The sequence below is a fragment of the Mesorhizobium sp. GW821-FHT07A06 genome (assembly GCF_059419085.1).
The window spans coordinates 74,277-98,906 of the sequence record NZ_JBWKRC010000019.1; the positions used below are offsets into that span (position 1 = coordinate 74,277).

Annotated in this window: 24 protein-coding genes and 1 pseudogene; 6 read left to right on the plus strand and 19 right to left on the minus strand. The window is 62.9% G+C overall.

All coding sequences use genetic code 11. The features are described from left to right. Positions 1-102: 102 nt before the first annotated feature. Positions 103-900 (plus strand): M55 family metallopeptidase, encoded by a 798-nt coding sequence (locus AC07SZ_RS34405; protein ID WP_494917755.1) that lies wholly within the window; start codon positions 103-105, stop codon positions 898-900. Between the two features lie 239 nt (positions 901-1,139). Here AC07SZ_RS34405 and AC07SZ_RS34410 read toward each other — a convergent pair whose 3' ends face one another. Beyond that, a complete protein-coding gene (locus tag AC07SZ_RS34410; RefSeq protein WP_494917756.1) occupies positions 1,140-2,399 on the minus strand; it encodes an amino acid deaminase in 1,260 nt (419 codons plus the stop codon). A gap of 151 nt (positions 2,400-2,550) precedes the next feature. Here AC07SZ_RS34410 and AC07SZ_RS34415 point away from each other — a divergent pair, with 151 nt between their 5' ends. Further along, positions 2,551-4,020, plus strand: coding sequence for a M81 family metallopeptidase (locus AC07SZ_RS34415; RefSeq protein ID WP_494917757.1), 1,470 nt, complete (start codon positions 2,551-2,553; stop codon positions 4,018-4,020). Here the strand turns inward: AC07SZ_RS34415 and AC07SZ_RS34420 are convergent. The 6 genes from AC07SZ_RS34420 to AC07SZ_RS34445 form a co-directional block, all read right to left on the minus strand. Next, positions 4,017-5,027, minus strand: coding sequence for an ABC transporter ATP-binding protein (locus AC07SZ_RS34420; protein WP_494917758.1), 1,011 nt, complete (start codon positions 5,025-5,027; stop codon positions 4,017-4,019). The genes AC07SZ_RS34415 and AC07SZ_RS34420 overlap by 4 nt on opposite strands. Beyond that, positions 5,024-6,019 (minus strand): ABC transporter ATP-binding protein, encoded by a 996-nt coding sequence (locus AC07SZ_RS34425; RefSeq protein ID WP_172372581.1) that lies wholly within the window; start codon positions 6,017-6,019, stop codon positions 5,024-5,026. Before AC07SZ_RS34425 ends, AC07SZ_RS34420 begins: the two co-directional genes overlap by 4 nt. Continuing rightward, on the minus strand, positions 6,016-6,900 hold the full coding sequence (gene ddpC, locus AC07SZ_RS34430; RefSeq protein WP_056570738.1) for a D,D-dipeptide ABC transporter permease: 885 nt from the start codon (positions 6,898-6,900) through the stop codon (positions 6,016-6,018). Before ddpC ends, AC07SZ_RS34425 begins: the two co-directional genes overlap by 4 nt. Next, entirely contained in the window at positions 6,900-7,916 is a 1,017-nt protein-coding gene (locus AC07SZ_RS34435; protein ID WP_494917759.1) for an ABC transporter permease, read from the minus strand. Before AC07SZ_RS34435 ends, ddpC begins: the two co-directional genes overlap by 1 nt. Before the next feature lie 17 nt (positions 7,917-7,933). Continuing rightward, on the minus strand, positions 7,934-9,481 hold the full coding sequence (locus AC07SZ_RS34440; protein WP_056570742.1) for an ABC transporter substrate-binding protein: 1,548 nt from the start codon (positions 9,479-9,481) through the stop codon (positions 7,934-7,936). Between the two features lie 127 nt (positions 9,482-9,608). After that, entirely contained in the window at positions 9,609-10,277 is a 669-nt protein-coding gene (locus AC07SZ_RS34445) for a helix-turn-helix domain-containing protein (RefSeq protein WP_081294893.1), read from the minus strand. 281 nt (positions 10,278-10,558) lie between these two features. Between AC07SZ_RS34445 and AC07SZ_RS34450 the strand changes: the two genes are divergently transcribed. Continuing rightward, the gene (locus tag AC07SZ_RS34450) at positions 10,559-11,557 is read left to right on the plus strand and encodes a D-cysteine desulfhydrase family protein (protein WP_494917760.1); all 999 of its coding nucleotides are present in this window, start codon (positions 10,559-10,561) and stop codon (positions 11,555-11,557) included. A gap of 41 nt (positions 11,558-11,598) precedes the next feature. On the opposite strand, the gene AC07SZ_RS34455 is transcribed toward AC07SZ_RS34450, so the two are convergent. From AC07SZ_RS34455 to AC07SZ_RS34505, 11 genes are all read right to left on the minus strand, one after another. Next, entirely contained in the window at positions 11,599-12,216 is a 618-nt protein-coding gene (locus AC07SZ_RS34455) for a hypothetical protein (RefSeq protein ID WP_494917761.1), read from the minus strand. A gap of 122 nt (positions 12,217-12,338) precedes the next feature. Then, positions 12,339-13,133 carry an SDR family oxidoreductase gene (locus AC07SZ_RS34460; protein ID WP_494917762.1) on the minus strand — a complete coding sequence of 265 codons (795 nt, stop codon included), beginning with the start codon at positions 13,131-13,133 and terminating at the stop codon, positions 12,339-12,341. A 2-nt stretch (positions 13,134-13,135) separates the two neighbouring features. Continuing rightward, positions 13,136-14,023, minus strand: a complete 888-nt coding sequence (gene lsrF / locus AC07SZ_RS34465; RefSeq protein ID WP_140774305.1) for a 3-hydroxy-5-phosphonooxypentane-2,4-dione thiolase — start codon at positions 14,021-14,023, stop codon at positions 13,136-13,138. A 30-nt stretch (positions 14,024-14,053) separates the two neighbouring features. Next, the gene (gene dhaL / locus AC07SZ_RS34470) at positions 14,054-14,689 is read right to left on the minus strand and encodes a dihydroxyacetone kinase subunit DhaL (RefSeq protein WP_056570754.1); all 636 of its coding nucleotides are present in this window, start codon (positions 14,687-14,689) and stop codon (positions 14,054-14,056) included. Positions 14,690-14,694: 5 nt separating this feature from the next. Then, on the minus strand, positions 14,695-15,648 hold the full coding sequence (locus AC07SZ_RS34475; RefSeq protein WP_056570756.1) for a dihydroxyacetone kinase subunit DhaK: 954 nt from the start codon (positions 15,646-15,648) through the stop codon (positions 14,695-14,697). Between the two features lie 43 nt (positions 15,649-15,691). Continuing rightward, positions 15,692-15,895: a hypothetical protein gene (locus tag AC07SZ_RS34480; RefSeq protein ID WP_056570758.1), complete on the minus strand. Its 204-nt coding sequence runs from the start codon at positions 15,893-15,895 to the stop codon at positions 15,692-15,694. Beyond that, positions 15,895-17,001 (minus strand): ABC transporter ATP-binding protein, encoded by a 1,107-nt coding sequence (locus AC07SZ_RS34485; RefSeq protein WP_494917763.1) that lies wholly within the window; start codon positions 16,999-17,001, stop codon positions 15,895-15,897. The genes AC07SZ_RS34480 and AC07SZ_RS34485 overlap by 1 nt, the downstream gene beginning before the upstream one ends. Continuing rightward, positions 16,998-18,086 carry an ABC transporter ATP-binding protein gene (locus AC07SZ_RS34490; RefSeq protein ID WP_140774302.1) on the minus strand — a complete coding sequence of 363 codons (1,089 nt, stop codon included), beginning with the start codon at positions 18,084-18,086 and terminating at the stop codon, positions 16,998-17,000. Before AC07SZ_RS34490 ends, AC07SZ_RS34485 begins: the two co-directional genes overlap by 4 nt. Continuing rightward, positions 18,086-19,036: a carbohydrate ABC transporter permease gene (locus AC07SZ_RS34495; protein WP_056570763.1), complete on the minus strand. Its 951-nt coding sequence runs from the start codon at positions 19,034-19,036 to the stop codon at positions 18,086-18,088. The genes AC07SZ_RS34490 and AC07SZ_RS34495 overlap by 1 nt, the downstream gene beginning before the upstream one ends. A 3-nt stretch (positions 19,037-19,039) precedes the next feature. After that, on the minus strand, positions 19,040-19,912 hold the full coding sequence (locus tag AC07SZ_RS34500) for a carbohydrate ABC transporter permease (RefSeq protein ID WP_081294842.1): 873 nt from the start codon (positions 19,910-19,912) through the stop codon (positions 19,040-19,042). 101 nt (positions 19,913-20,013) lie between these two features. Further along, positions 20,014-21,423 carry an ABC transporter substrate-binding protein gene (locus tag AC07SZ_RS34505; protein ID WP_056570767.1) on the minus strand — a complete coding sequence of 470 codons (1,410 nt, stop codon included), beginning with the start codon at positions 21,421-21,423 and terminating at the stop codon, positions 20,014-20,016. 370 nt (positions 21,424-21,793) lie between these two features. On the opposite strand from AC07SZ_RS34505, the gene AC07SZ_RS34510 reads away from it, so the two are divergent. The 3 genes from AC07SZ_RS34510 (at position 21,794) to AC07SZ_RS34520 (ending at position 24,486) form a co-directional block, all read left to right on the plus strand. Then, entirely contained in the window at positions 21,794-22,579 is a 786-nt protein-coding gene (locus AC07SZ_RS34510) for a DeoR/GlpR family DNA-binding transcription regulator (RefSeq protein ID WP_056570769.1), read from the plus strand. 33 nt (positions 22,580-22,612) lie between these two features. Beyond that, positions 22,613-23,446, plus strand: a complete 834-nt coding sequence (locus AC07SZ_RS34515) for a class I fructose-bisphosphate aldolase (RefSeq protein WP_162258917.1) — start codon at positions 22,613-22,615, stop codon at positions 23,444-23,446. A 77-nt stretch (positions 23,447-23,523) separates the two neighbouring features. Beyond that, on the plus strand, positions 23,524-24,486 hold the full coding sequence (locus AC07SZ_RS34520; RefSeq protein ID WP_065005360.1) for a LysR family transcriptional regulator: 963 nt from the start codon (positions 23,524-23,526) through the stop codon (positions 24,484-24,486). Between the two features lie 6 nt (positions 24,487-24,492). Here the strand turns inward: AC07SZ_RS34520 and AC07SZ_RS34525 are convergent. Then, positions 24,493-24,630 (minus strand): annotated as a pseudogene (locus tag AC07SZ_RS34525) (IS630 family transposase); the annotation flags it as partial.

The following is a 24,630-nucleotide window of genomic DNA, read 5'->3' on the forward strand; positions in this document are numbered from 1 at the left end:
GTCCGGGCAGCCATCGCCGCGCGGGCCACCTCCACCGCACGAGCCCGGACGCCATTGAAGGCGCGTGCGCGGTGACCTTCTCTGAAATCGAAAGGCAAGCACATGAAAGTCTTTATCAGCGCCGACATCGAAGGCACGGCGGGCATCACCAACTGGGACGAGGCGCGCAAGGGCAATCCCGACTATGCCGAATTCCGGGAATACATGACCGACGAACTGGTCGCAGCCTGCGAAGGCGCCAAGGCCGCGGGCGCGACCGAAGTCGTCGTCAAGGACGCCCATTCGACGGCGCGCAACCTCATCCTGTCCAAGCTTCCAGCCTATGTCCGCATCGTGCGCGGCTGGAGCGGCCATCCGGATGCGATGATGTTCGGCATCGATGACACCTTCGATGCCGCTCTCTATACCGGCTACCACAACAAGGCCGGCACTGACACGAATCCGCTGGCACATACGTTGACCGGCACCGTGTCCAGGATGCTGATCAACGGGGAGGTGGCATCCGAATACACGCTGAACGCACACTGCGCCGCCCGTTACGGCGTGCCTTCGGTCTTTCTGTCTGGCGATGCCGGCATGTGCGGCGAGGCGAAGGCACTGGTGCCAGAGATCGCAACCGTTGCAACCAGCGAAGGTTTCGGGCCGGCGACGTCTTCCCTCTCGCCTCAAGGCTCGGTCAAGGCCATACGCGAGACCGTGGAGGCCTCGCTTTCGCGCGATCTGTCGAAATGCCTGCCGAAGCTGGCCGACCGGTTCGAGCTCATCGTCGAATACACCACGCCTATCGAGGCCTACAGGGGAAGCTGGTATCCGGGCATCGAACATCCCGCCGCGCGCACGCTTCGCTTCGAGGCAGACAATTTCTTCGACATCCAGCGCGCGATACGGTTTGTCGTATGAGTTAGAGCAATTCCAGGAAAAGTATGAGCGGTTTTCCGTCCGGAATTGCCTCAAAAACAAAGAGCTAGAGTGTTTCGCCGTTTCTGTGAAACGGCGAAGCGCCCTAGCCCGCCAGTGTGTGATCGACTTGTTTCCGGCGCGGCCCGTTCGATGGTCGACGGGCTGTCGCGACATGTCGTCGGAGTAGGGTGAAGTCGTTTCGACGGCGCGATGATCGCGGTGCCAACGCTGGCTTCCGGTCAGAAATAGGTCTTGAGCGCGCCGACGATCTCATAGGCGTCGTCGACCAGGAAGAGTATCTGCCATTTGTCGAAGGTTGTGCAGGGATGCGACACGCCCAGTCCGATGCGATCGCCGACTTTTACCGAAACCGTCGCCGCAACGCGCATGTAGGCGTGCTGGTCGTTGCTGGCGAAGATCTCGCAGCCCGCCAGCGTTTCGGGCGAACCGCCATCGCGCGAAATGAGCAGCGGCACCGGCAGTCCGGAGTCGGTTCCGAAATCCCGCTTGCCGGCGGTCAGGATGGCCAGCCCCGGTTCAGGACAGGACTGGACATGGGTCCATACTTCCAGCGCGTTGACCAGGCCTTCATTCTCGCCGGTCGCGGCGAGGATGCGCTTCTGCTCGGCCTGGTAGATGCCGCTGTCATGGCTGACATAGCAGCCGCTGCGCGTCATCACCTGCGCGCCGCTGCCGGACAGGCGATCGAGCACGATGTCGTAGAACGACGAACCGCCGGCCGTCACGATCGGTGGCGCGCGCTCGAACAGGTTTTCGCCGGCGCATGCTTCGTAGAGCGCGCCGATCTCGTCGACGAAATCCGCAACTGCCCGTGCCGGACCACCGTCCTTCGGCTTGATCAGTCCCTCGAAAGCCTCGACGCCGCAGAGCCGCAGTTGCGGCGCCGCATGCGCGGCACGCGCGACCTCGAGCGCCGTGTCGTTGTTGCGGCAACCGGCCCGGCCGCCCGGATAGCCGCGCTCGACCAAAACCTGGATCGGCCGCGAGCCCGGTCCGGCGCGTCCGACCGCCTCGCTCGCCAGGCGCACGGCATCAAGGCTGTCGATCAGCATGTAGAAGTCGAGGCCGGCCGAAGCGTTCAATTCGGCGACCAGAGCGTCCAGTTCCAGCCGTCCGACAAGCTGGTTGGCGAGCACGATGCGATCGATGCCGAACCGACGGCAAACTTTCATCTGGTGCAATGTGGCGACGGTCACGCCCCAGGCGCCGTCGCGCAATTGCCTCTGCATGATCTGAGGGCACATCGTCGTCTTGACATGTGGCGCGATGACCGCGTTGCGCTTCGCGAGGAAACGCTGCATCCAACGCGAATTGTGGTCGAGCGCGGACTCCCTGATGACCGCCGCCGGCAGCGGAACATCGCCGCGCAGGAGGTTCCAGCCCATCGAGCCGACATCATGAAGACGGACCGCGACGCCAGGCGGAATGGCCTTGGTGGTTTCGTCCAGCACCAGGTCGTCGAGCGGGTGAAGATGCATGTGAATTTCCGATTCTGTGCCACCCGCCAGAGGCCGCGTGAATGCGGCTTGGCGCAGCTCTTACATGGTCCAGGTGCTTGCGGAAATTATATAATAGTTTGATGATGAGAAAAGATTTTTCTTAAACGAAAGACGAGTTGAGGGCGAAAGAATGCGCATTTTCATAGCGGGCATGGACACCGAGACCAACACGTTCGCGCCTATCCCGACCGGCTACCACAGTTTCGAGGAAATGGGCATCGCGCGGGGCGACGCCACCTCGAAGGCATTGAACGAGCCGTCCTGCCAGCTGTTCGTGTGGCGTCAGCGCGGCGAAGCCGACGGCCACGAGATCGTGGAAAGCCTGTGCGTTTGCGCCGAGCCCGGAGGCATAACCATCCGCAATGTCTACGAGCAGTTCCGCGACGAGATCCTCGACGAGCTCAAGGCCGCCATGCCGGTGGACTGCGTGCTTCTGGCGCTGCATGGCGCTTTCGTCGCGGAAGGCTATGACGATACCGAGGGTGATCTTCTCGCGCATGTCAGAGCTGTCGTCGGTCCCGACATCCCGATCGGGGCGGAGCTCGATCTGCACTGCCACACAACCCAGAAGATGGTCGACAACGCCACCGCTATCGTCGCCTACAAGGAATATCCGCACACCGACATCATGGACCGTGCCGGCGAGCTCTACCGCATTATCGTCGACACGGTGGAGGGCAAGGTCAGGCCGGTGATGGCGCTTTACGACTGCCGCATGATCAGCACCTTCCGCGTGCAGGAGCAGCCGATGCGCGGCTTCGTTGATGGCATGACTGCCGCCGAAGCCGAGCCTGGCATATTGTCAGTCTCGCTTGGGCATGGCTTTCCGCATGGCGACGTCGAGGATGTCGGAGCCCGCATGCTGGTGGTCACCGACGATGACAAGCCGCTTGCCGAGCGGACCGCCGAAAGGTTCGGCAAGCAGCTTTTCGCATTGCGCAACGACCTGATCCCGAAATTCCTGGGCATCGACGAGGCGCTCGACATGGCGCTCGCCGAGCCGCATGGGCCGGTCGTCATAGCGGATGTTTCGGACAATGCCGGCGGCGGCGCACCGGGGGACTCCACCTACATCCTGCGCCGGCTGATCGAGCGCGGCATCGGGAACGTGGCCAGCGCCATGTACTGGGACCCGATCGCCTATCGCTTCTGCGTCGAGGCCGGGATCGGCGGTACCATAAACCTGCGGGTCGGCGGCAAGTGCGGCGTGTTCTCGGGTATGCCTGTCGACCTGCGCGTTACAGTAAAAGGCCTCGGCCGCGAACTGACGCAGCTGTTCGGCACCATGCCGTGGCCGCTCGGGGATGCGGCGTGGGTCACCACCGACGGCGGCATCGACCTGATCATCAACACGGTACGCACGCAGGTCTTCCATCCCGACTGCATGACCGCGCTCGGCCTTAATCCAAGCGAGCGACGCATCGTCATCGTCAAATCCAATTACCATTTCCAGGCCGGTTTCGCGCCGATCGCCAAGCGCATCCTGTTCTGCGCCCCGCCCGGTGCGACGCAGCCCAACTTCGCCGCGATCCCCTACACAAAGCTCAAGACGCCCTATTGGCCGAAAGTGGAAAACCCATTCGCGGCCGACGCGGCTTAAGCAATCGCATCATTAGGGGAGGAAAACACCGGCCGCGGCGCCGTGCGTGGCAACGCGGTGTCGTTTGCGCGCGTGACCAGATGACAGCGGACTGTGCGCGATCCGTCGGCGGGTACCAGAACCTGCGGCAGTTCGCAGCCGGCCGTCGCGGAAGGGCAGCGCTCCCGGAAGAAGCAGCCGGTCGGCAGCGTCCGGTTGCTCGGCAATTCGCCGGCGCGCGGCGCGATCGAGTTCAGTGGACGATCGAAACTCGGAACGGCATCGAGGAGCGTCCTGGTATAGGGATGCCTGGGAGCGTCAAGCACGTCGAGTGTCGGGCCTTCTTCGACGATCTGGCCGAGATACATGACGGCGACACGATCGGCCACGTGGCGCACCAGCGACACGTCATGCGAGATGAGCACATAGGATAGTTTGCGCTCCGCCTGCAGCGACAGCAGCAGGTTGACGATCTGCGCCTGCACCGACACGTCCAGCGCCGAGGTCGGCTCATCGAGGACCAGCAGCGCCGGTTCGACGGCGAGCGCCCTGGCAATCGCGATGCGCTGGCGCTGGCCGCCCGAGAATTCGTGCGGATAGCGATCGACATGCTCCGGCCGCAAGCCGACCGAGACGGCCAGTTCGGTTGCGCGCTCGATCAGTTGCTTGCGGGTGTAGCCGCCGCGAATGTGCAGAGGTTCGGTGATCAGGCGCCAGACCGGAAGCCGCGGATCGAGCGACGATTGGGGGTCCTGGAAGATGATCTGCAACTGGGTGCGCCGTGCGCGGTCCCGTTCAGTTCCCCTGAGTTTGATCGCACCGGCGGAAATGCCGGTCAGGCCGAGGATCGCCTGTCCAAGCGTGGTTTTTCCGCAGCCGGATTCCCCGACAATGCCGATCGTCTCGCCTTCGGCGACGCTGAACGACACGCCGTTGACGGCATGGACGTCGGCGCCACCGAACCAGCCCGAGGTGACGCGGTAGCGGACTTCCAGGTCTTCGACGGAAAGGAGGGGAAGCTCGGTCACGCGGCTTGCGTCTCCTCGATACGGCGCCAGCAGGCGGCACGGCGGGTAGGCTCCATGGCAGCCAGCGGCGGCACCGAGCCGCAACGATCATCCGCCTCGCGGCAGCGGGCCCGAAAGAGGCAGCCGGCAGGCGGGTCAAGCAGGTCGGGCAAGGTACCGGGGATCTGTTCCAGCGGCTGCTTGGGTGGTGCCAGCCCCGGCAGACAGCGTATCAAGGCGCGCGTGTAGGGATGGGCTGGCGCCGCCAGCACCGACGCGGTCGTTCCGGCTTCCGCGACCCGTCCCGCATAAAGCACGTAGAGCCGGTCGCAAAGCTGCGACACCACGGCCATGTCATGCGATATGAAAACGACGGCCGTTCCCGTGCTCATCGCCTTGTGCTTGATGAGGCCCAGGATCAGCGCCTGCACAGTCACATCGAGTGCCGTCGTCGGCTCGTCGGCGATGATGAGCCTGGGTTCGCAGGAAAAGGCCATGGCAATCAGCACGCGCTGCCGCATGCCTCCGGAAAGCTCGAACGGATAGGCCTGCATGATCCGCTCCGGCTCGCTGATCAGCATGTCGCGCAGCAGGCCCGAGGCCTTGCTCGTCGCTGCGGCGTTGTCGAGACGCTGGTGGCGGCGGATGACCTCGACGATCTGCTCGCCGATCCGTCGGGTCGGGTTGAGGGCGTTCATCGGTTCCTGGAAGATGGTCGACACCTGCCGCCCGCGCACATGCTGGAGTTCGCGCTCGCTGAGCTTCATCGGATCGCTGCCGAACAGACGGATGCCGCCTCCGGTAATGTGCGCGCTCCCCTTGGGCAAAAGCCGCGTAGCCGCCATCATGGTCACCGATTTGCCGCACCCGGATTCCCCCACGATGCCGACGATCTCGCCGGCACGGACATTGAGGCTGACCCCGTTCAGCGCCTTGATCGGCCCGCGATAGGTGCGGAACTCGAGCGAAAGATCGGTGATTTCGAGCAGGACATCGCCGGACGGTTCGGTCATCGGCCACCCAGCCTCGGATCGAGCATGTCGCGCAATCCGTCACCCAGCAGGTTGAAACCCATCGCGCTGATCAGAATGGCCAGGCCGGGAAAGGTGACATACCACCACTGGTCGAGGAAATAATTGCGCCCGCTCGACACCATGGAGCCCCATTCAGAGGTCGGCGGCTGGGCGCCGAGGCCGATGAAGCTCAAGGCCGCCGCCGTCAGGATGGTGCCGCCGAGATCCAGTGTGGCCTGAACGATGATGGGTGACAGGGCGTTGGGCAGTATGTGCCAGCGCAGCATATAGGCAGGCGAAGCCCCGAAGCTGCGCGATGCCTTCACATAGGTGCGGTTGCGCAGCGACAGCGTCTGCCCACGCGCCAGCCGCACATAGGCGGGCACCCGCACCACGGCGACGGCCAGCATGGCGTTGAACAGGCTCGGTCCCAACGCGGCGGCCAGCGCCATGGCGAGGATGAGTGCCGGCAGCGCCAGGAAGACATCCATCAGCCGCATGATCGCGGTATCGACGATGCCGCCGACAACGCCGGACAGGCAGCCGATGATCGAGCCGATGACGGTCGAGATGATGACGATGGCAAAGGCGATGCCGCAGGACGCGCGCGCGCCGAAGAGCACCCGCGAAAACAGATCGCGCCCAACCTCATCGGTGCCGAAGAGGTGCTGCAGGCTGGGCGCCGCAAGCCTTGCTGAAAGCGAGATCTTGTCGGGTGGGTAGGGCGCCAGCAGGGGCGCGGCCATGATCACAAACAGGACCAGCAGCGCGATCGCGGCGCCGACCAGGGTGAGGGGGCTTCCCTTCACGCGATACCACAACCGTCCCATGCGAAGCCGCGATGCCGGCCGGGGCGAGGTGGCGATGCCATCCGCCGCCATCAGCCGAGTTCCCTGATCTGTGGGTCGAGCACCATATAGGTCAGATCGACCGCGAGATTGATCAGCACGTACCCCAGCGAAGCGACAATGGTGAAGCCCATGATCGCGGGAAAATCCAGGGTCTGGATCGATGACACCACATAACTCCCCATGCCTGGCCACGCGAAGATCGTTTCGGTCAGCACCGCGCCGTAGAGCAGGTCGCCGAAGGCGAGGCCAAGCAGCGTCACCGACGGGATCAGGGCATTGGGCAAGGCGTGCCGCAGGATGACCGCCGATCGCGACAAACCATTCGCGCGCGCGGTGCGGACATAATCCTCCTGCAGGACGTCCAGCATCGAGGCCCGGATCTGGCGCGTGATGATGCCGAGATTGGCGAAGGCGAGGACAAAGGCCGGCAGGACGAGGTGATAGAGCGACGACCAGAAGGCTTTCAGGTCGCCGGCGACAAGCGAGTCGACCAGGAAGAAGCCGGTGATGCGCGGCGGCGCGGCGATGCCAAGCGTGATGCGGCCGCTGCCCGGCAGGATCGGTATCTTGACATAGAACAGGAGGATGAGCGCCAGCCCGAACCAGAATACCGGCATTGAAATGCCGGCGACCGACACGACACGCGCTGCCTGGTCGACCGGTCCGTCCTTGTAGATCGCCGAAAGCACGCCGAGCGGCACGCCAATCATGATCGCCATCACCAGCGCGGCGATGCCGAGCTCAAGCGTGGCGGGCAGGAACAGGGCAATATCGCCGGCCACCGGGCGCCGCGTCCGCAAGGACTGGCCGAGATCGCCCGACAGGAGTTGCTTGACGTAGATGACAAACTGCTGGGTAACGGGTTTGTCCAAGCCAAGCTCCTGGCGCACATGCGCCAATGTCTGGGCTGAAGCCTTGTCCCCGGCGATCAGCTGCGCCGGATCGCCGGGGATCAAATGCGAAATCGTGAAGGTGATGATCGCGACACCAGCCACGACGAACACCAGCAGCACGAGACGCCGAAGGATCGTTGAAATTAGCGACATACCTTCGGCGCCGATTTCTATTCGGACTTGGACATATCGGCGATGTTGTAGACCTGGATCAGCATCGGATTGTAAACGTACCCTTTCACCGAGGATCGCATGGCGAAGATGTCGTTCTTCTGGAACAGAAGGACGTATGGCGCATCCTCGTTGGTGATTTTCTGCGCATCGATATAGAGCTGCTCACGCTTCTTCTGGTCGACGGTCGCGAGCGCCTGGGTGATCAAATCGGTCACTTTCGGGTTTTCATAGAAGGCCCGGTTGCCCGGCGCGCCCATCTTGGTCGGGTCGAACCAGATGTTCATGAACATGAACGGATCGGCGAAATCGGGCGTCCAGGCGCCGGTCGCTATGTCGTAGTCGCCCTTGGCGACCAGCTCGCGCTTTGTCGTGTCGGCGACATTCTTCATGTCCATCGTGACGCCGATTTCGGCGAGCGAAGCCTGCAGCGCAAGTCCAACCGGCTCCCAGGCGGAGTCAGCCTGCGAATAGGTGAAGCTGATGTGCAGATTGGAAACACCGGCGTCGGCAAGCAATTGCTTGGCCTTCTCCAGATCGTAGCTGTACTGCATGCCCTGCGGGTCATGGCCCCACATGCCGTCCGGGACAGCCCCGCGCATCTGTTCGGCCTGGCCCTGCATGACGCCATCGACCAGCCCCTTGTAGTCGGCCGCATAGGATATGGCCTGACGGACCTTCGGATTGTCGAAGGGGGCCTTCTTGTTGTTCAGATAGAGATAGATGACATAGAGGCTGGGATTGCTCTCGATGACCACCCCCGCGCTCGATTTCATGGCCTCGGCCTGGTCGACCGGAACCTGGTCGATCAGGTCGGCGTCTCCGTTCTCCAGTTGCAGGCGACGCGACGACATCTCGCGTACGATCTTGAATATGACCTGCTTGAAAGCCGGCTTCTTGCCGGCATAGTGGGGATTGGGATCGAGCGTGATCTGCTGGTTGCGCTCCCAGGCCGAGATCTTGAAAGCGCCGCTGCCGGCGGTGTGCTCGGCGAGCCAGGCTTTCGCGTCGTCGCCGTTGACCGCGTGCTCTTGCGCCTTCGGATTGATGATCGACCCGGCCGACGTGGCGAGCGCCGACAGGAACGGTGCGAATGGCGCCGATAATTCGAACTTCACGGTCCGCGGGTCGACAATGACGACGTCCTTGACGGTCGGGAACATGTCGCCAGGGCCAGCCGCCAGCTTCTTCACGCGGTCGAATGAATATTTGACCGCGGCGGCATCGACCGGCGAACCATCGTCGAACATGTGTCCCGACGCCAGCTTGAATGTCCAGCTGAGGTTGTCGGGCGCCGTGGTCCAGCTCTCGGCAAGCTCCGGAATGACCTCGGTCTTGGCGCCGTCATATTTCACCAGACGCTCGTAGGCCGGAAAGATCAGCGTATAGCCGTTGTTGGAGACCTCGACGCCGGGGTCGGCCGTGGGCGGATCCTCGGCCTTGTCGATAACCAGGACATCCTTGTCGGTGGCCCAGCTCGGTCCCGCGAAAGTCAAGGCTGTCAAAGCGGCAAATGCCGCAAAAGTCGGCAGGCGACGTAACAACATGATGCGCTCCCCTCGAGCTTGTGTTTTGCATCTCTCACGGGATCACCGAGGGATGCCTTTCGCACACGCTAACACCCGCATTTCGGATGGCAAGCCGATTTTTCTGATAGGAAAGAGATTTTTCTAATTAGCCAAGTGTCATTTCCGCGTCGACAGTCTCGCGCTCGTCATGAGGGCGCACGCCCCTGGCGCCGCTGATGAGGGTCTGCTCCGACTGGCCGGATGCCGACGTGCACACGCACAGGATGCGGGCCGGCGTGTCGCCGACGCTGACATAGGCGTGGCCCATTGTGCTTTCGAAGTAGACCGACTCTCCTGTCTTCAGCCTCAGCGTTTCGTAGACGTCGGTGTGCAACTCGACTTCGCCCTCGAGAACATAGGTGAACTCCTGGCCGGGATGACGGATGAGCTCGCCGAACGTTTCTATGCTTTGCTGGGTGACTGCCCCCAGCATGGGAATCATTTCCTTGCGCGACAGCTCCGTGCATAGAAAGCGATAGACGTAGTTGGGCGTCTCGACGATCCGTCCGTCCTCAAGCCGGGAGACGGCACGCGCGCCGTGCGCGATGGGAGAGACGCTGGCCTTTCTCACGCCGAAAAGCTCGGTTATGTCGACCTTGAGCCCTTGGGCAAGCTGCAGCAGCTTGTCATAGGTCAGCGACATCTGGTTGTTCTCGACCTTCGACAGGGTGGAGATGGCGAGCCCCGACATCTGGGCGACCTGCGTCAGTGTCCAGCCCCGCTCCCGGCGCAGCAGTTTGAGGCATTCTCCCAGACTTGGCTTCGAATCGCTCATGGCTGACCTTTTTTGCATTGGCCGCAGTCTAGGGTTGAGACCGAACAAAGTCGACTCGCAAGCGACGCGGCCTTTATCATAGGAAAGATGTTTGACCGATCGGAAATATTCTGCTTGGCTGCCGGCACTTGCGCGAGGGAGGCCATGCAGCACTTTCTTATGATCGACGGCGGCATTCTTTCTTGCGCCCGGTCGACAGGTGACCGTGCTTGAAGCCGAAGCCCATTGTCGCCGGCCCGCTTCATGCACCACGACCAACCTGAATGACTGTTGAGGCGCCCATGTTGCCGGATACGATCCCTCGATCACGCTTCTGTCACACGCCCACGCCGCTTGAGCCGATGACCGCGCTGTCGCGCCACCTTGGCGGACCCAACCTCTTCGTCAAGCGCGACGACTGCACGGGTATGGCGCTCGGCGGCAACAAGACGCGCAAGCTCGAATTTCTCGTTGCCGAGGCCATGGCTTCTGGTGGCGACACACTGGTGACGGCCGGCGGCGTACAGTCAAACCATTGCCGTCAGACAGCGGCGGTGGCGGCGCGGCACGGATTGCGCTGCGAACTGGTTTTGTCGCGCAACGTCGCGCGCAACACGCCGGGCTACGACCGCACCGGAAATGTTCTGCTCGACCGGATGTTCGGGGCCGAACTGCACTTCGTCTCCGGTGATACAATCCCCGCGATCGAACTTGAACGTCTTGCCGAGGACATCCGTGAGCGCGGCGGAAGGCCTTATGTCATGCCCATCGGCGGCTCGACCGCGACCGGAGCGCTTGGCTATGTCGGCTGCGCCGAGGAGCTTGTTCGACAAGGCAGCGACAGCAGCTTGACGGTCGACGCGATCGTCCACTGTACCGGAAGCGGTGCCACGCAAGCCGGCCTTCTCGTTGGCCTCGCCGTCCTGGGGCATCAGACGCCCGTGGTCGGCATCAGCTCGGCCGAACCGAGCGATGTGATCGAAGCGCGCGTGCACGAATTGTGCGGCGAGACGGTCACCAAGCTCGGAGCTTCCGTCGTGATAAAGCGAGAGCAGGTGGACGTTCTCGACGGGTATGTGGGACCAGGCTATGGGCTGCCGACCGAAGCCATGCGCGAAGCCATCGACCTGTGCGCAAGGCTGGAGGCGTTGCTCCTCGATCCGGTCTACACCGGCAAGGCCATGGCCGGCCTGATCGATCTCGTTAGAACGGGACGCTTCCGTGCCGGTCAGAACGTGGTCTTCGTTCATACGGGTGGCGTACCCGGCCTGTTTGCCTACGAAGATGTGCTGAGCCCATGACCGGCCGGGAGTTCGTTGCCTCGCCCGGCGGTGACGGCATTTCAAGACGTCTCGCTGCCACCGACGGAGGCCGGCCCGTCACGGTCGATGCGGCCAGCCTTGGCAAGCTCGGCAAGCAGCTTGGTCGCCGCCTCGAGGTAGCTGGCGCTTATCTGCTCGGCCATCGGCAACGCGCACCAGGCGCTCAGCTCCGCGATCAGAGCGTAGCTGCCTCCGTCGACTGGCGCTGAAGCAAGTCCTCCGTCCCTATCCATGACGACCGCGACGACGCCCTCCGCCCCGTAGCCGATTGCCGCGATCCGTTGAATGCCAGGATCGCCGTCGACGCGAACGTCGAACAACACGGAGCCGGCGGTCTTCTGCGCAATGTCGCCCACACGATCGGAGAACGGGCGATTCAACCCCCCGGTATCGGCCAGCGACTGCTCAAGCAAAACGAGATCAACGTACTGCGCCCCCATCCCCGCGACTATGGACGCGTTCGTGCAATCGGCAATCCCTCCCTTCAGCCTTTCACACAGGAAAACATCATGGGGATCCGCCACGCCAGCAAGCCCGTCAACACCGCTGCAACTGCCAGCAGGCCGCCGACTATCGGTCCGTTGGAAAGCAGCGCCGCCTCCGCGCCTTGTCGTGCCAATCCCTCTATCGTCGCTCATCGTCGTAGTTCGACTGGATCTGGCTGGCGAGCAATTGAGCGATAGCTCCGCGTTGCACGTGGCGTTGCGAAAGGCGCGAGCCTCCGACCTTGGCAATGCGCCTCGCTGTTCGAAGCTTTGAGCTATCGCAGCGATGTCGCCATTACGCCGCCGTCGACAGTGAGGACGGCCGCGTTGACCTTGTCCATCTGAGCCAGATGCAGGAATGCGTTGGCAATGTCGCTTGCCGTTACCTCTACTCCAAGCAGATTGCCGGCCATGTATTCGTGCGGGGTCATCCCGCGCGCGCTGGCACGCTCAACGATCATCTGATCGGTCATCAGGCCGGAGCGGATACGCCCCGCATTGATGCCATTGGCGCGGATCCCCTCGCGGCCATGGTCGACCGCATATTGCTTCATCAAGGCCAGCGTCGCGGCCTTGGGTATGCCGTACGGACCGAAATCCTTTCCCGGATTGACGGACTGGTTGGAAATGTTGAACAGGATCGCGCCGCCCCTGCCTTGGCGTCGAAAGATCCGTATCGCCGCCTGGCAGGCGTTCTGGTGGCCGAAGAAGTTCAATTCGAAGCTTCGCCGCAACTCCTCCATCGGCAGGTCGCCGATCGCGCCTTGCTGGGCCGAGCCGGCGTTGGAGACGAGGATATCAAGGCCGCCCAGCTCATCCGCCGCCAGTTCGAGCACGCGCTTCACCGACGCCGCATCCGTCACGTCGCACCGGTATGGCCGGCAGCCATATTCGGCGGCGAGCGACCCGAGTGCGGCATCATTGATGTCCAGCGTCGCGACAGCGGCACCCGCCTGGGCAAAGACGCGCGCAATCTCGCGCCCTATCCCGCTGGCCGCGCCGGTTACAGCCACGACCTTGCCCTGCATCGGCTTGAGGGCCACGTCGCGTGATGCCTCGTCGAGGGTCATCGTCAAGCTGCCTCTGCCGTTTCCAGATCGCGGAACATGGCATAGGCCTTGTCCGCCTTCTCGCCGCGATGAACGATGGCGGCGAGCGCCTTGAGCATGGCGACGGGGTTCGACGACTGGAAGACGTTGCGGCCCATGTCCACACCGGCCGCGCCCTGGTCGATCGCCAGCCACGCCATCTGAAGCGCCTCGCGCTCCGGCAGCTTCTTGCCGCCGGCAATCACGATCGGCACCGGACAGCCAAGCACGATGCGCTCGAAGCCCTCGTCGACATAGTAGGATTTCACGAACTGGGCTCCGAGCTCAGCCGCGATGCGCGTTGCCAGGCCGAAATAGCGGGCATCGCGCACCATGTCCTTGCCGACGCCGGTAACCGCCATCGTGGGAATGCCATAGCGCGTGCCGGTGTCGATGAGTTTGACGACATTGGAAATGGATTTGTGCTCGTATTCAGCACCAACATAGACCTGGGCGGCCATGGCCACCGCGCCGAGGCGGATCGCATCGTCGATGTCGACCGCCACCAGTTCGTTGGAAAGTTCCGTCAGAATCGAGTTGCCACCCGAGCAACGCAGCACCACGGGCTTGTTGACTTCCGGCTGTATCGTGGCGCGCAGGCCGCCGCGCGTGCACATCAGCACATCGGCGTGTTGGGCAAGCGGCGCGATCGTCAGGTCCATCCGCTCAAGGCCCGTCGTCGGACCCTGGAAATAGCCATGGTCGAAGGCGAGCATGACTGTCCTGCCACTGTCGGGATTGAAGATGCGCGACAGCCTCGCCTTCATGCCCCAGTCGTGATGCGCCGCTCCCTTGAGGTAGAAGCGGCTGGTGTCGGCGGGACGGTCCCGGCCCCAGTCCTTGCCGTCCTTGATGTCGTCGAGATCAGCCATGTCGAAGTCCTTTTCGCCTAACCGGCAGGGTCAAGCCCTGGCCGTGAAGTCCTGCATTGCCTTCAGAATGAGCGAAACCGAGATCGCGCCCGGATCCGGGTAGCCAATGCTGCGCTCGCCAACCGAGCGCGCCTTTCCCGTCGTCGCTATCATTGCCTTGCTGGCCTCGACCCCATCCAGCGCGCCCTGTGTGGCGGCCGCCGTCGCGGCGGCGAGGCCCTTGCCAACGGCGGCGCGCGCGGCCCGCGCGGCCGGGGCGAGCGCGTCGACCATGGTCTTCTGGCCCTCGGTCACGCCGCCACGCTTCAGCACCGCCGCAAGGCCCTCTTCCAGCGCCATCGCGAACGAGGCGTCGTCGATGACCTCGGATGCCGCGAAGGCCTTGGAGCCGGCGCGAAACAGCGTGCCGAACACAGCACCCGCCGCACCGCCGGTATTGGACAGGATGGCGGTGCCGACCGCCTTGTAGGCGGCTTCGGCACTTTCCGCGGCGCCGGCGTCGAGCGCTTCGAGCGCGGCCTCGAAGCCGCGGCGCATGCCGACGCCATGGTCGCCATCGCCGATGGTCAGATCGGCCTCGGTCAGCACGTCGGTCTGGTCGATCAGGGATTGCGCGACGGAGCGCATCATCTCGCGCGCAGCGTTGGCATCGAGCGTTTCGATCATCGCCGTTACATCCTTGAATAGCCGAGCGATTCCGCCGGCATGTCGAGATAGTGTTTCAACTCGTCGTCGAGCTTCATCAGCGTCACCGAGAAACCGGCCATTTCCTGCACGGTCAGCCATGTGCCGACATCGGTGCGGTGGACCGAGATGCCTTCGCGCTCCAGGATCGCACGGATGCGCCGGTTGACGATCAGCATCTCCATCATGGTGGTGGCGCCGAGATTGTTGATCATCAAGGCAACCTCGTCGCCCCTGGCGAACGGCAGGTCGGCGAGGATCTTGTCCATGAGCTCGTCGGCGATCGCATCGGCCGATTTCAGCTTCTGGCGCGCGATGCCGGCTTCGCCATGGGCTCCCATGCCGACTTCGATCTCGTCGTCCCCGAGTTCGAAGGTCAGCTTGCCGGTCTCCGGGATCGATCCCGCGGAGACCGCCACGCCCATGCTGCGCACCCAACCCTGTGCCTTGCGCGCGACGCGTTCGACCTCGTCGAGCGTGTCAAGCTCGCTGGCTGCGCCGCCCGCGACCTTGATCATGTAGATGTCGCCCGCGATGCCGCGGCGGTCGTGCATCCGTTCGGGCGGCGCGGCAGCGACATCGTCGCAGACCCGCACGGTGCGGACCTCGATGCCGTCGTCCTCGAGCAGTTCCACGGCCATGTCGAAATTCATGTTGTCGCCGGCATAGTTGCCGTAGAGAAACAGGACGCCCTTGCCGCGATGCACCGCCTTGGCCGCGGCCGCGATCACATCGGGCGAGGGCGCGGCAAAGACGTTGCCGCAGGCGGCGCCGTCACCCATGTTCTTGCCGACGAAGCCATGGAAAAGCGGCTCGTGGCCCGAGCCTCCGCCGATTAGCAGCGCCACCTTGCCGTCCGGGATGTCCTTGCGGATCAGCGCCGGCTTGCCGTCGAGCTTGTAGACACGGCCGTCATTGGCAAGCGCCAGCCCCTCGATCATTTCTGGTACGACGCGCTTGACGTCGTTAAGGATTTTCTTCGGATTAGCCACGGTCTTCCTCCTCGGTTTCCGGCCGCCCGTCGGGCACGTGATCCAGGATCATGAAAAGCACAACCCCGGCAAGCAGCACCGGGAAACCGATGACGAAAAGCCTGTGCGTGAAGGGCTGGCAGAGCATGGCGAAACCGCCAAGGATCAGCACGCTCGCCAGGCGATAAAACCATTTCTTGCTGAACAACGGACCCATCAGCGGGCACCCTCCGCCTGCGAGATGCGGCGTCCGCCGGCTGCGTCGAACAGGAAGCCGCGGCCTTCCGGAATGCGGAATGAACAGACATCGCCCTGCGTGAAGCGCATCGACAGCGGAACGACCTTGCGGAACGAACCTCCTGATGTGTCGACCTGGATGGCGCGCTCGAAGCCGCGATTGTCCACGGCATAGATCGTGCCCGTGCTGGCGCCGGCGGCATCGGCGGAGCCGACCTCGATGTCCTCCGGCCAGACACCCAGCAGTACCTTGCCGCTGCCGCTGGCGACCGTGCCGAACTCGCCGATCGGGATGCGCTGCCGCGCACCCTTGACGATGACATGGCCGTCCTCGATGCCGGCCTCGAAGAAGGCCATCGAAGGACTGCCGACCAATCGGCCGACGACGACATTGGCCGGGAGCCGGTATATGTCCTCTATCGTGCCCGCCTGCTGGATGACACCGCCGTCGATGATGCCGATCCGGTCGGCTATGGCGATGGCGCCATGATAGTCGTGCGTGGCGTAGAGCATCGTCGAGCGATGCTGGCGGTGGATCTGGCGCAGTTCCGCGCGCAGGCCCTCGCGCAATTTTAGATCGAGCGCCGACAGCGGCTCATCGAGCAGGAACATCACCGGGCGGCGTACCAGCGCGCGGGCGATGGCGACACGTTGACGTTCGCCGCCCGACAGCGTGTCCACGTCGCGATCGAGCAGATGAGAAATGCGCAGCAGTTCCGCGGTGCGGCCGACGCGAAGGCTGATCTCGCCTTCGGATTCGCGAAACGCCGGCGAGCGCAACGCAAAGGCAATGTTGTCCTTGACGTCGAGCACCGGCAGAAGGTTGAAGCCCTCGAACACGATGGCGATGTCGCGGCTGCCCGGGTCGGACTCGGTCACATCGCGCCCGGCAAGGTCGACGCGCCCGGCATCGAGATCGATCAGGCCGGCGGAGGCGAGCAGCGTCGAGCTCTTGCCGGCGCCGGTCGGTCCGAGGAGCGCGAATATCTCGTTGTCATTGACGGTGAGGTCAAGGCCGCGAAGCGCCGTCTTTCCGCGATAGGACTTCTTCAGTCCCTTCAGTTGGAGCATTGGCCTGGGGGTCACGCCGCGACCTCCGCGTCGACACGCCGGCCGGTGGCGGCATCGAAAAACAGCAGGCCATCCGGATCGAAATGCACGCGCATCACGGAGCCCGATGGCGACCGGCGCTTGTCGACACCCTGGTGTATCGTGTCGCCGATGCGGAACGAGAAGAAGCGTTCGCGGCCGATGGAAAAGACATCGTCCACCGCGATCGCGACGCCGGCGGCCGGATCGTCGGTCAGGTGCACGTTTAGCGGGCGCACGCCGAGCTTCAACGGCCGCTTCGACGACAGGGCCCAGTCGGGAAGCCGGTCGCGCGCCGCAGTCAGCGTGACGTCGCTGTCGCCCAGCCGCAGGCCGCCCTCGACGGGCGCGAGGTCGATGAGGTTCATCGACGGCGAGCCGATGAACTGGCCGGCGAAGATGTCGACCGGTTCGAAGAACATGCGGTCAGGATTCGAGACCTGGACGATGCGGCTGTTGTTCATGAGCACGATGCGGTCGGCGAGCGACATGGCCTCGCGCTGGTCGTGCGTGACATAGATCGTGGTGACGCCGAGCTGGCGCTGCAGGTGCCCGAGCTCCCAGCGCATTTCCTCACGAAACTGCTCGTCGATCGCCGATAGCGGCTCGTCGAGCAGCAGGACGGCCGGATCGCGGATGACGGCACGCGCCAGCGCCACCTTCTGCCTTGCGCCGGGTGGCAGCGCGCCGGGATAGCGGGCAAGCTCGTCGCCGAGCTTGAAGATGTCGGTGACCCAGTCAAGCTTGCGCGCGATCTCGGCCCTAGCGACGCCACGCGCCTTCAGCGGAAAGACGATGTTTTCCTTGATACTGAGATGCGGGTAGAGCGAAACGAACTGGAACACCATGGCGATGTTGCGCTCGCTGGCGCTCAGATCGTTGACGGCGGCACCGTCGAACAGCACGTCGCCGCTGGTTGCCTTCACCAGGCCCGCGATGCAGCGCAGGGTCGTCGTCTTGCCGCAGCCCGAGGGCCCGAGATAGACGACGAACTCGCCGTTCTTCACGGTCAGGCTGACGTCGTCCACCGCCTTGAAGGCGCCGAACTGGATGCTCAGGTTCCTGAGAGTGATCTCGGCCATCAGTATTTCTCGCCCATCTTGGTCAGGTGCCGGACAAGGATCATCGACAGACCGATAATGATGACCAGAAGAATGACCGCGAGCGCCGACGCTTCCCCGGTGTAGAAATAGCTGAATGCCGTCTTGGCCACCGAGAAGGATACCGTCTCCGTGCTCGACCCCGGACCGCCGCCTGTCAGCGCGACGAAAAGGTCGTACTGCTTGAAGCTGTCGATCAGGCGCAGGATCAGCGCGATGAACAGCACAGGCGCCGACATCGGCAGCGTGATGCGGAAGAAACGATAGGCGGGGCTGGCGCCGTCCACCTCGGCCGCCTCGTAAATGGTCTCGGGAATGCCGCGGAAGGCGGCGGTCGCCAGAAGCACGATGAAGGGCGTCCACATCCAGGTGTCGGCGGCCGCCGCCGCCCAGAGCGCCGGGCTGGTCTGGCCGAGCCAGTCGACCTTGCTGAAGCCGACCGACGACACCAGGAAATTGATGACGCCCCACTCCGAATTCAGCATGTAGCGCCACAGGAAGCCAACCACGACCGGGGACAGCATCATCGGCATCATCAGCATGGTGAAGATGACGTCGCGGCCACGGAAATTCTTCTGCATCTGGTAGCCGACGAAAATGCCGATCAGCATCTGCAGCGTGACGCAGATGAACACGAACTTGCCGGTGAATATGAAGCGGTCCCAGAGATCGGGATCCGAAAGCAGGAACTTGTAGTTGTTGAAGCCGACCGGCTTCATCGTGCCCTGGCGCAAGGCCGAGAAATTGAAGAACGAATAATAGATCAGCGAGAAGATCGGATAGGCGACCATGAATATCAGGATCGCCAGCGTCGGCGACAGGAAGCCGAAGATCATCATGCGGCCAGAGGAGCGCTTGCGCAGTTGCGTCTGCCGCGCCGCGTGAGCGGCGGCCTGCGCTTCGGGTGCAAGAGGCGTGTTGGTGGCAGTCATGGTCTACCTCCTTCCCAGCACGCCGAAGGTCATTCCCATCAGCAGATGTTTGCGGATGAGATAGAAGAAGATCAGCACGGGAATGATGAGGACGACGCCGGCCGCGCATATCTGCGTCCACTCGATGCCGGTTGCGCCGGAAGCGGCCGAAATCTTGACGGGCAGGGTCTTGGCCTGGGTGGTCGTCAGGATGGATGCGAAGGCGAACTCGTTCCAGGCGAAAATGAAGCAGAAGCCGGCGGTGGCGGCGATGCCGCCCTTCACCATTGGCAGCACCAGTTTGAGGAATGCGTACATGCGCGTGTAACCGTTGACGATGGCGATCTGCTCGACTTCCTTCGGCACGCCGTCGAAGAAACCCTTCATGATCCAGGTGGCCAGACCGACATTGGCGAAGATCGAGACGAGGACGAGGCCGATGCGCGTGTCGGCGAGCCCGAGCCGCGCGAACATCAGATGATAGAAGACGAGAACGGCTACAGGCGGCAGCATGCGGGTCGACAGGACGAAGAACATGAAGTCGCCCTTGCCGATGAAATTGAAGCGCGAGCAGACATAGCCGGCCAGCGTCCCGAAGAAGACGGCGAGCGACGTGCCGGCGACAGAGACGATGATGCTGTTGATCAACGAGTCGAGGACCCCGACCGCCGAAGCGCTGTCCTTGGCCGCACCGATGCCGAAGACCGCCTGGTAGCCGCTGAAGTCCGGCGTGAAGAAGAGTTTCGGCGGCATGGTGAAGAAATCCATGCGGCTCTTGAACGAGGACAAAAGCAGCCAGAAGATCGGGCCGACATTGTAGACCGTGTAGATGGCGAGCAATCCCAGCACCAGCCATCTGCCGGCAAGGTCCATCGTCGATGTCTTGGAGTGCGTCATGACGACCTGTCTTCGAGCCGGCGCGGTGCGGGCTCTGTTGCCTGGGACGGGATGAGAAAGGGCACGCGGAAGACGCTCCGCGTGCCCTTCGGGTCAAGGCGTTATTCGACGGGAACGACCGCGTCGACGCCAACCGGCGATATGACCTCGTCCGGCACTTCCGGGGTCTTGTCGCCACGCTTGATTTCGTATCCGGCGCGTTGGAGCGTGCGCTCGTTCTTTTCCGCGGCGTCCGAAAGCGCCTGCTGCACCGTCTTGGCGCCGGTGGCGGCGTTTGAGATCTCCTGCTGCAGCTCGTCGAGCAGCACCGGATATTCAGGCAGGTGCCAATAGTCGTTCAGATATTGCAGCGCGGTGGAGAACTGGCGGTTGTAGGAATTCAACCCCTGCCAATCCGGGCTTTCCAGCACCTGCTTCAGGCCGGTCTGGCAGACGGCGGCATAGCGCTTCTGCTGCTCGGGCTGAAAATACCATTCCATGAACTTGGTCAGCTCGGGCAGTTTCTTGGAGTACTTGTTGATACCCATGCCCTGACCGCCGACCGAGAACTGGCGACGGAACTTCTTGTCGCGGCCGACCGCGCCCGGCAGAACCCCAAATGCGATCTTGTCGGCGAATTTGCTGACCTTGGGATCGACATTGGACCCGTTGAAATAGAACCACTGCATCGCCATGGCGACCTGGCCTTGCTGGATCGCGGTGTTGACCTCGTCGAAGCCCCAGTTGGTCGATCCGGGCGGACCATATTTGAACATATCGACATAGGCCTGCACCCCATCCACCGAAGCCGGCGAGTCGAGATAGCCCTTCACTTCCATCGTTTCCGGATTGTAGAGCTCGCCGCCGAACGACCAGAGGAAGGAGTTGGATGCCGTGGTCGCGAAGTCATAGTCGCGGCCGCCCATCTGGCCCCAGCCATAGAGCCCCTGGTCGGGACGCGTGAAGAACTCGGCCACCTGCTTGGCGTCCTGATAGGTCTGCGGCACCACCAGGTCCCTGCCGTACTTGGCCTTGAAGGCTTCCTTCTCCTTGGGATCCTCGAACAGGTCCTTGCGGTAGGTCAGGCCATAGGCATCCTGGTTGGCCGGCAGGCCGAAGAACTGCCCGGAGCCATCCGGATACTCGCCATAACGCGAGAGCGAAGCCGCCGGGAAGATGTCGGCCTTCAGGTAGGTCGACTTTTCGAAGATGTCATTGAGCTTGACGGCATGCTGGGCGAACTCGGCGGTGGACTGGCTGTCCCACATTGCGAAGTCGAAAGCGTCGCCCTGGATGGCGAATTCGGACGCGATCTTGTCGTGCCACTGCGGGCCATAGGGGACAAGCGCGGGCACGATCCTTACCGATTTGTCCGGATAGTCCTTGGCGATGGTGGTCAGCGCGTCGGCGCAAGTGCCTGCGTGCCAGACGAAAGTCAGATCGGTGGCGCGGGCAGAACCCGCGGTTGCAGCGAGCGCGGCTGCAAGCGCTGCGGCTGACGTCAACAGACGCGTGCGCATGGCCATGTTCATGTTCTCCTCCACTTGTCAGTTCAAGGGGGCAATGGTCGGACCCGACCTTCTCCTACCCCTATCCGAAGCCTATGCATCGGCGTTATAAATATCAATAGAAAAGTTACAAACAGCACTTTTTGATGTTAAGTGTCTTCGCGCGGCTTACACGAAACATTTGCTAACACGCCCATTCTGGTGCCGTGCTGCACTGCAAAAAAGCCATTAAACTCATAATTTTGAGATGCTTCGCGCCGAGACTGCGGAATCCGGATGTTTTCTCGCGGCGCAGTGCAGCATCGAAATTTTGATATCTTAACATTTTTCTCTGGCGCGGTTTGCCGATGATGTTAAAACAGGCGAGGGGCAAATCGCCGGAAGGACAAGCAGCTTGGAATCCGAAGAGGCGCAACATTTGTCGAAGGCGGACCATCGCCGTTCGGAAATCATCCGCATTCTGATGGAAAGCGGAACGGCGCAGATCAAGGACCTGGCCGTCCAGCTCGACGTATCGCTGATGACCATCCACCGCGATCTCAACGATCTGCATGACCAGGGGCTGGTGCGGCGTATTCGTGGCGCCGTCTCGGTAGAGAAGTCGATGCTGTTCGAGAGCAGCTACCTTTACCGGGCGCGTCAGCACGTGGAGGAGAAGCGCCGGCTGGCGCGCGCCGCGGCCGCCCATATCGAACCCGGCAACGCCATCGTCTGGGACGACAGTTCGACGACCTTCCATGTCTGCGACTTCATCGAGCAGGTGACGCCGATAACCGTCATCACCAATGCGCTGCCCGTGATGGAGCGGCTGCGCGACAAGCAGGACGTCGAACTGATCGGACTGGGCGGCAAATACCACCGCGTCTACAACGGCTTTTTCGGCATAGCCTGCGAAAGGGCGATCCGCTCCTACCATGTCGATGTGGCGTTGATGTCGACGACCACCATCCAGGGCATGTCCCTCTATACGCAGGACGAACAGGTCGTGCGCTCCAAGCAGGCCATGATGGAGATCGCGCGCAAGAAAATCCTTCTTGTCGACGAGAGCAAATTCCACTTCTCGGCTCTCAATTACGTGGCCGAACTCACGGCATTCGATGTGGTCCTGGTTTCGCAATCGGTCGACCGCGACATCGTGCAGAACATGAAGGAAGCGGGCGTCAGGCTGGAGCTTGTCTGACCGGGCCGCGTCCCACCCGAAGGAATGAAAGAAATGTCTGAAATCGGTAAGGCACGCCGGCTTGCCCGGTTGCTCAACAAGAATTCGGGGCGAATGCTCTGTGTTCCGCTCGACCACGGCATGCAGGTCGGACCGATCGCCGGCATCGCGGATCCCGCGCCTTTGATCGACATCGTGGTGGAGGCAGGGGTCGACGCGGTCATCGTCAATCCCGGCATGCTCTTGCGCCACGGCCACCGCCTGGCAGGCGGGCCCGCCGTAATCCTGCGCCTCGACCAGACGACCATGTGGCGCCACGGGACGCCGACAGGGTATGCGGACACGCACAGTCGTCTCGTCGCGACGGTGGAGGAAGCCGTGCAAATGGGCGCCGAAGCGGTGATCACCTACCTCTTCACCTGCAACAACCGTCCGGAGGAGGAAACGAAATCGTTTGAAACCGCGGGCATCGTCGCTTCCGAATGCCGGAAATGGGGTGTCGTGCACGTCATCGAGGCGATGGCGGCAAAGGGCGGCTTCGCGCGCGCCAACGACCCGGCCGTGGTGGCGATGAACTGCCGCATGGCCGGCGAGCTCGGCGCCGACATGATCAAGACCGACTGGTGCGAACCAGAGCGCTTCGCCGACATTGCCAGGCAATCGCTGGCGCCCATCGCTGTCGCGGGCGGCCCCGCCTTGGCCACCCTGGCGGGTACGCTGCAGTTCGCAAAGGACACGATCAGCGCCGGCGCGACCGGCCTGATGTTCGGACGCAACGTGTTCCAGCAGGCTGATGTCGCGGCAACTCTGGCGAGATTGGCGGACGTGGTTCATGATCGCTCGGAACTCCAGGGCGATCCTTGCGCGATGCCGTTGGGGGCGGGATAGACGGAAGGCCGGTTTTCGCCGTTGCCTCAATAACAAAATGTTATACGGTGGCCCTGCATCAAGCCCAGGGAGCCGGTTTGGACCTTCGTCAGCTTAGATATTTTTCCCAGGTCGTGGAGAGTGGCTCGTTTTCCAAGGCCGCGACGCAGCTGCACGTGGCGCAGCCGGCGTTGAGCCAGCATGTCCGGCACATGGAAGAGGAGCTTGGCCTCTCTCTCCTGCATCGCGGGCCGCATGGGGTCAGCGCGACGGAGGCCGGCGCGCGGCTCATGGTGCACGCCAAGCGCATTCTTGCCGAATTTGCTGAAATCACCGACAGCGTCAGGGGCGCCGCCATCGCCCCCCGTGGCGAGGTGCGCTTCGGATTGCCGGGTACAGTCAGCGAACTGCTCGCGGCGCCGCTGATCGAGGCCGCCCGCGAGCGCTTCCCCGAGGTTCGCATCCGCGTTGTGGAGGCGATGAGCGGCTACATTCTGGAATGGTTGAAACGCGGGGAAGTCGACCTTGCGATGATCTACGCGACGTCGGATCCCCGGGGACTCGCGGTACACCATGGGTTGTCCGAGGAGATCTGTCTCTTTGCCAGCCCGTCGATGCCCGGGTCGGACGCTTTTGAGGGCTCCTCCGTGGAGCTTCGCGACGTCGCCGGATTGCCGCTTGTCGTGCCAGGCCCCGGGCACGGCCTGCGGGAACTGATCGATGCCGTGGCGACGTCGGTCCAGGCCGTCATCAACCCGGCGATCGAAATCGACTCCTACACCCAGATCAAGAGATTGGTGACGCGCGGAATCGGTTACGGGATCTTGCCGAGGATGGCGATCAACGCGGAGGCCCAGGCCGGACTATGCCGGGCATGGAGTTTCAAGAACCCTCCGATTACCCGGAAAGTGTATCTGGCTTACTCGACGGAACGCCCCTTGCAAACCGCTCCCCGCGCCGTCGGGCAGCTATCGTGGGAAATCCTTCGCCAGCTGGTCAAGGACCAGATCTGGAGCGCCGAACTGTCCGACGAAAATCAGCGCCCCAACCTCTTTGGCTAGAGCCTTTCACGTTTTGACGGAAGCGTAGCCTGCGTTTTCGAAGTAGTTCCTGCATTCGGCTGCCTCAATGGTTTCGACGAGGTGGCCGATGTGGCGCCAGGTGTCCTCGACGGTACGTTTCTGAGCTTGGCGCATCCAATGTTT

Bases quoted from the DNA above. Each gene is read 5' to 3' on its own strand.
- AC07SZ_RS34405 (WP_494917755.1), top strand. From the start codon at position 103: ATGAAAGTCTTTATCAGCGCCGACATCGAAGGCACGGCGGGCATCACC.
- AC07SZ_RS34410 (WP_494917756.1), bottom strand. From the start codon at position 2,399: ATGCATCTTCACCCGCTCGACGACCTGGTGCTGGACGAAACCACCAAG.
- AC07SZ_RS34415 (WP_494917757.1), top strand. From the start codon at position 2,551: ATGCGCATTTTCATAGCGGGCATGGACACCGAGACCAACACGTTCGCG.
- AC07SZ_RS34425 (WP_172372581.1), bottom strand. From the start codon at position 6,019: ATGACCGAACCGTCCGGCGATGTCCTGCTCGAAATCACCGATCTTTCG.
- ddpC (WP_056570738.1), bottom strand. From the start codon at position 6,900: ATGGCGGCGGATGGCATCGCCACCTCGCCCCGGCCGGCATCGCGGCTT.
- AC07SZ_RS34435 (WP_494917759.1), bottom strand. From the start codon at position 7,916: ATGTCGCTAATTTCAACGATCCTTCGGCGTCTCGTGCTGCTGGTGTTC.
- AC07SZ_RS34440 (WP_056570742.1), bottom strand. From the start codon at position 9,481: ATGTTGTTACGTCGCCTGCCGACTTTTGCGGCATTTGCCGCTTTGACA.
- AC07SZ_RS34445 (WP_081294893.1), bottom strand. From the start codon at position 10,277: ATGAGCGATTCGAAGCCAAGTCTGGGAGAATGCCTCAAACTGCTGCGC.
- AC07SZ_RS34450 (WP_494917760.1), top strand. From the start codon at position 10,559: ATGTTGCCGGATACGATCCCTCGATCACGCTTCTGTCACACGCCCACG.
- AC07SZ_RS34455 (WP_494917761.1), bottom strand. From the start codon at position 12,216: ATGAGCGACGATAGAGGGATTGGCACGACAAGGCGCGGAGGCGGCGCT.
- AC07SZ_RS34460 (WP_494917762.1), bottom strand. From the start codon at position 13,133: ATGACCCTCGACGAGGCATCACGCGACGTGGCCCTCAAGCCGATGCAG.
- lsrF (WP_140774305.1), bottom strand. From the start codon at position 14,023: ATGGCTGATCTCGACGACATCAAGGACGGCAAGGACTGGGGCCGGGAC.
- dhaL (WP_056570754.1), bottom strand. From the start codon at position 14,689: ATGATCGAAACGCTCGATGCCAACGCTGCGCGCGAGATGATGCGCTCC.
- AC07SZ_RS34475 (WP_056570756.1), bottom strand. From the start codon at position 15,648: ATGATCGAGGGGCTGGCGCTTGCCAATGACGGCCGTGTCTACAAGCTC.
- AC07SZ_RS34480 (WP_056570758.1), bottom strand. From the start codon at position 15,895: ATGGGTCCGTTGTTCAGCAAGAAATGGTTTTATCGCCTGGCGAGCGTG.
- AC07SZ_RS34490 (WP_140774302.1), bottom strand. From the start codon at position 18,086: ATGGCCGAGATCACTCTCAGGAACCTGAGCATCCAGTTCGGCGCCTTC.
- AC07SZ_RS34495 (WP_056570763.1), bottom strand. From the start codon at position 19,036: ATGACTGCCACCAACACGCCTCTTGCACCCGAAGCGCAGGCCGCCGCT.
- AC07SZ_RS34500 (WP_081294842.1), bottom strand. From the start codon at position 19,912: ATGACGCACTCCAAGACATCGACGATGGACCTTGCCGGCAGATGGCTG.
- AC07SZ_RS34505 (WP_056570767.1), bottom strand. From the start codon at position 21,423: ATGAACATGGCCATGCGCACGCGTCTGTTGACGTCAGCCGCAGCGCTT.
- AC07SZ_RS34515 (WP_162258917.1), top strand. From the start codon at position 22,613: ATGTCTGAAATCGGTAAGGCACGCCGGCTTGCCCGGTTGCTCAACAAG.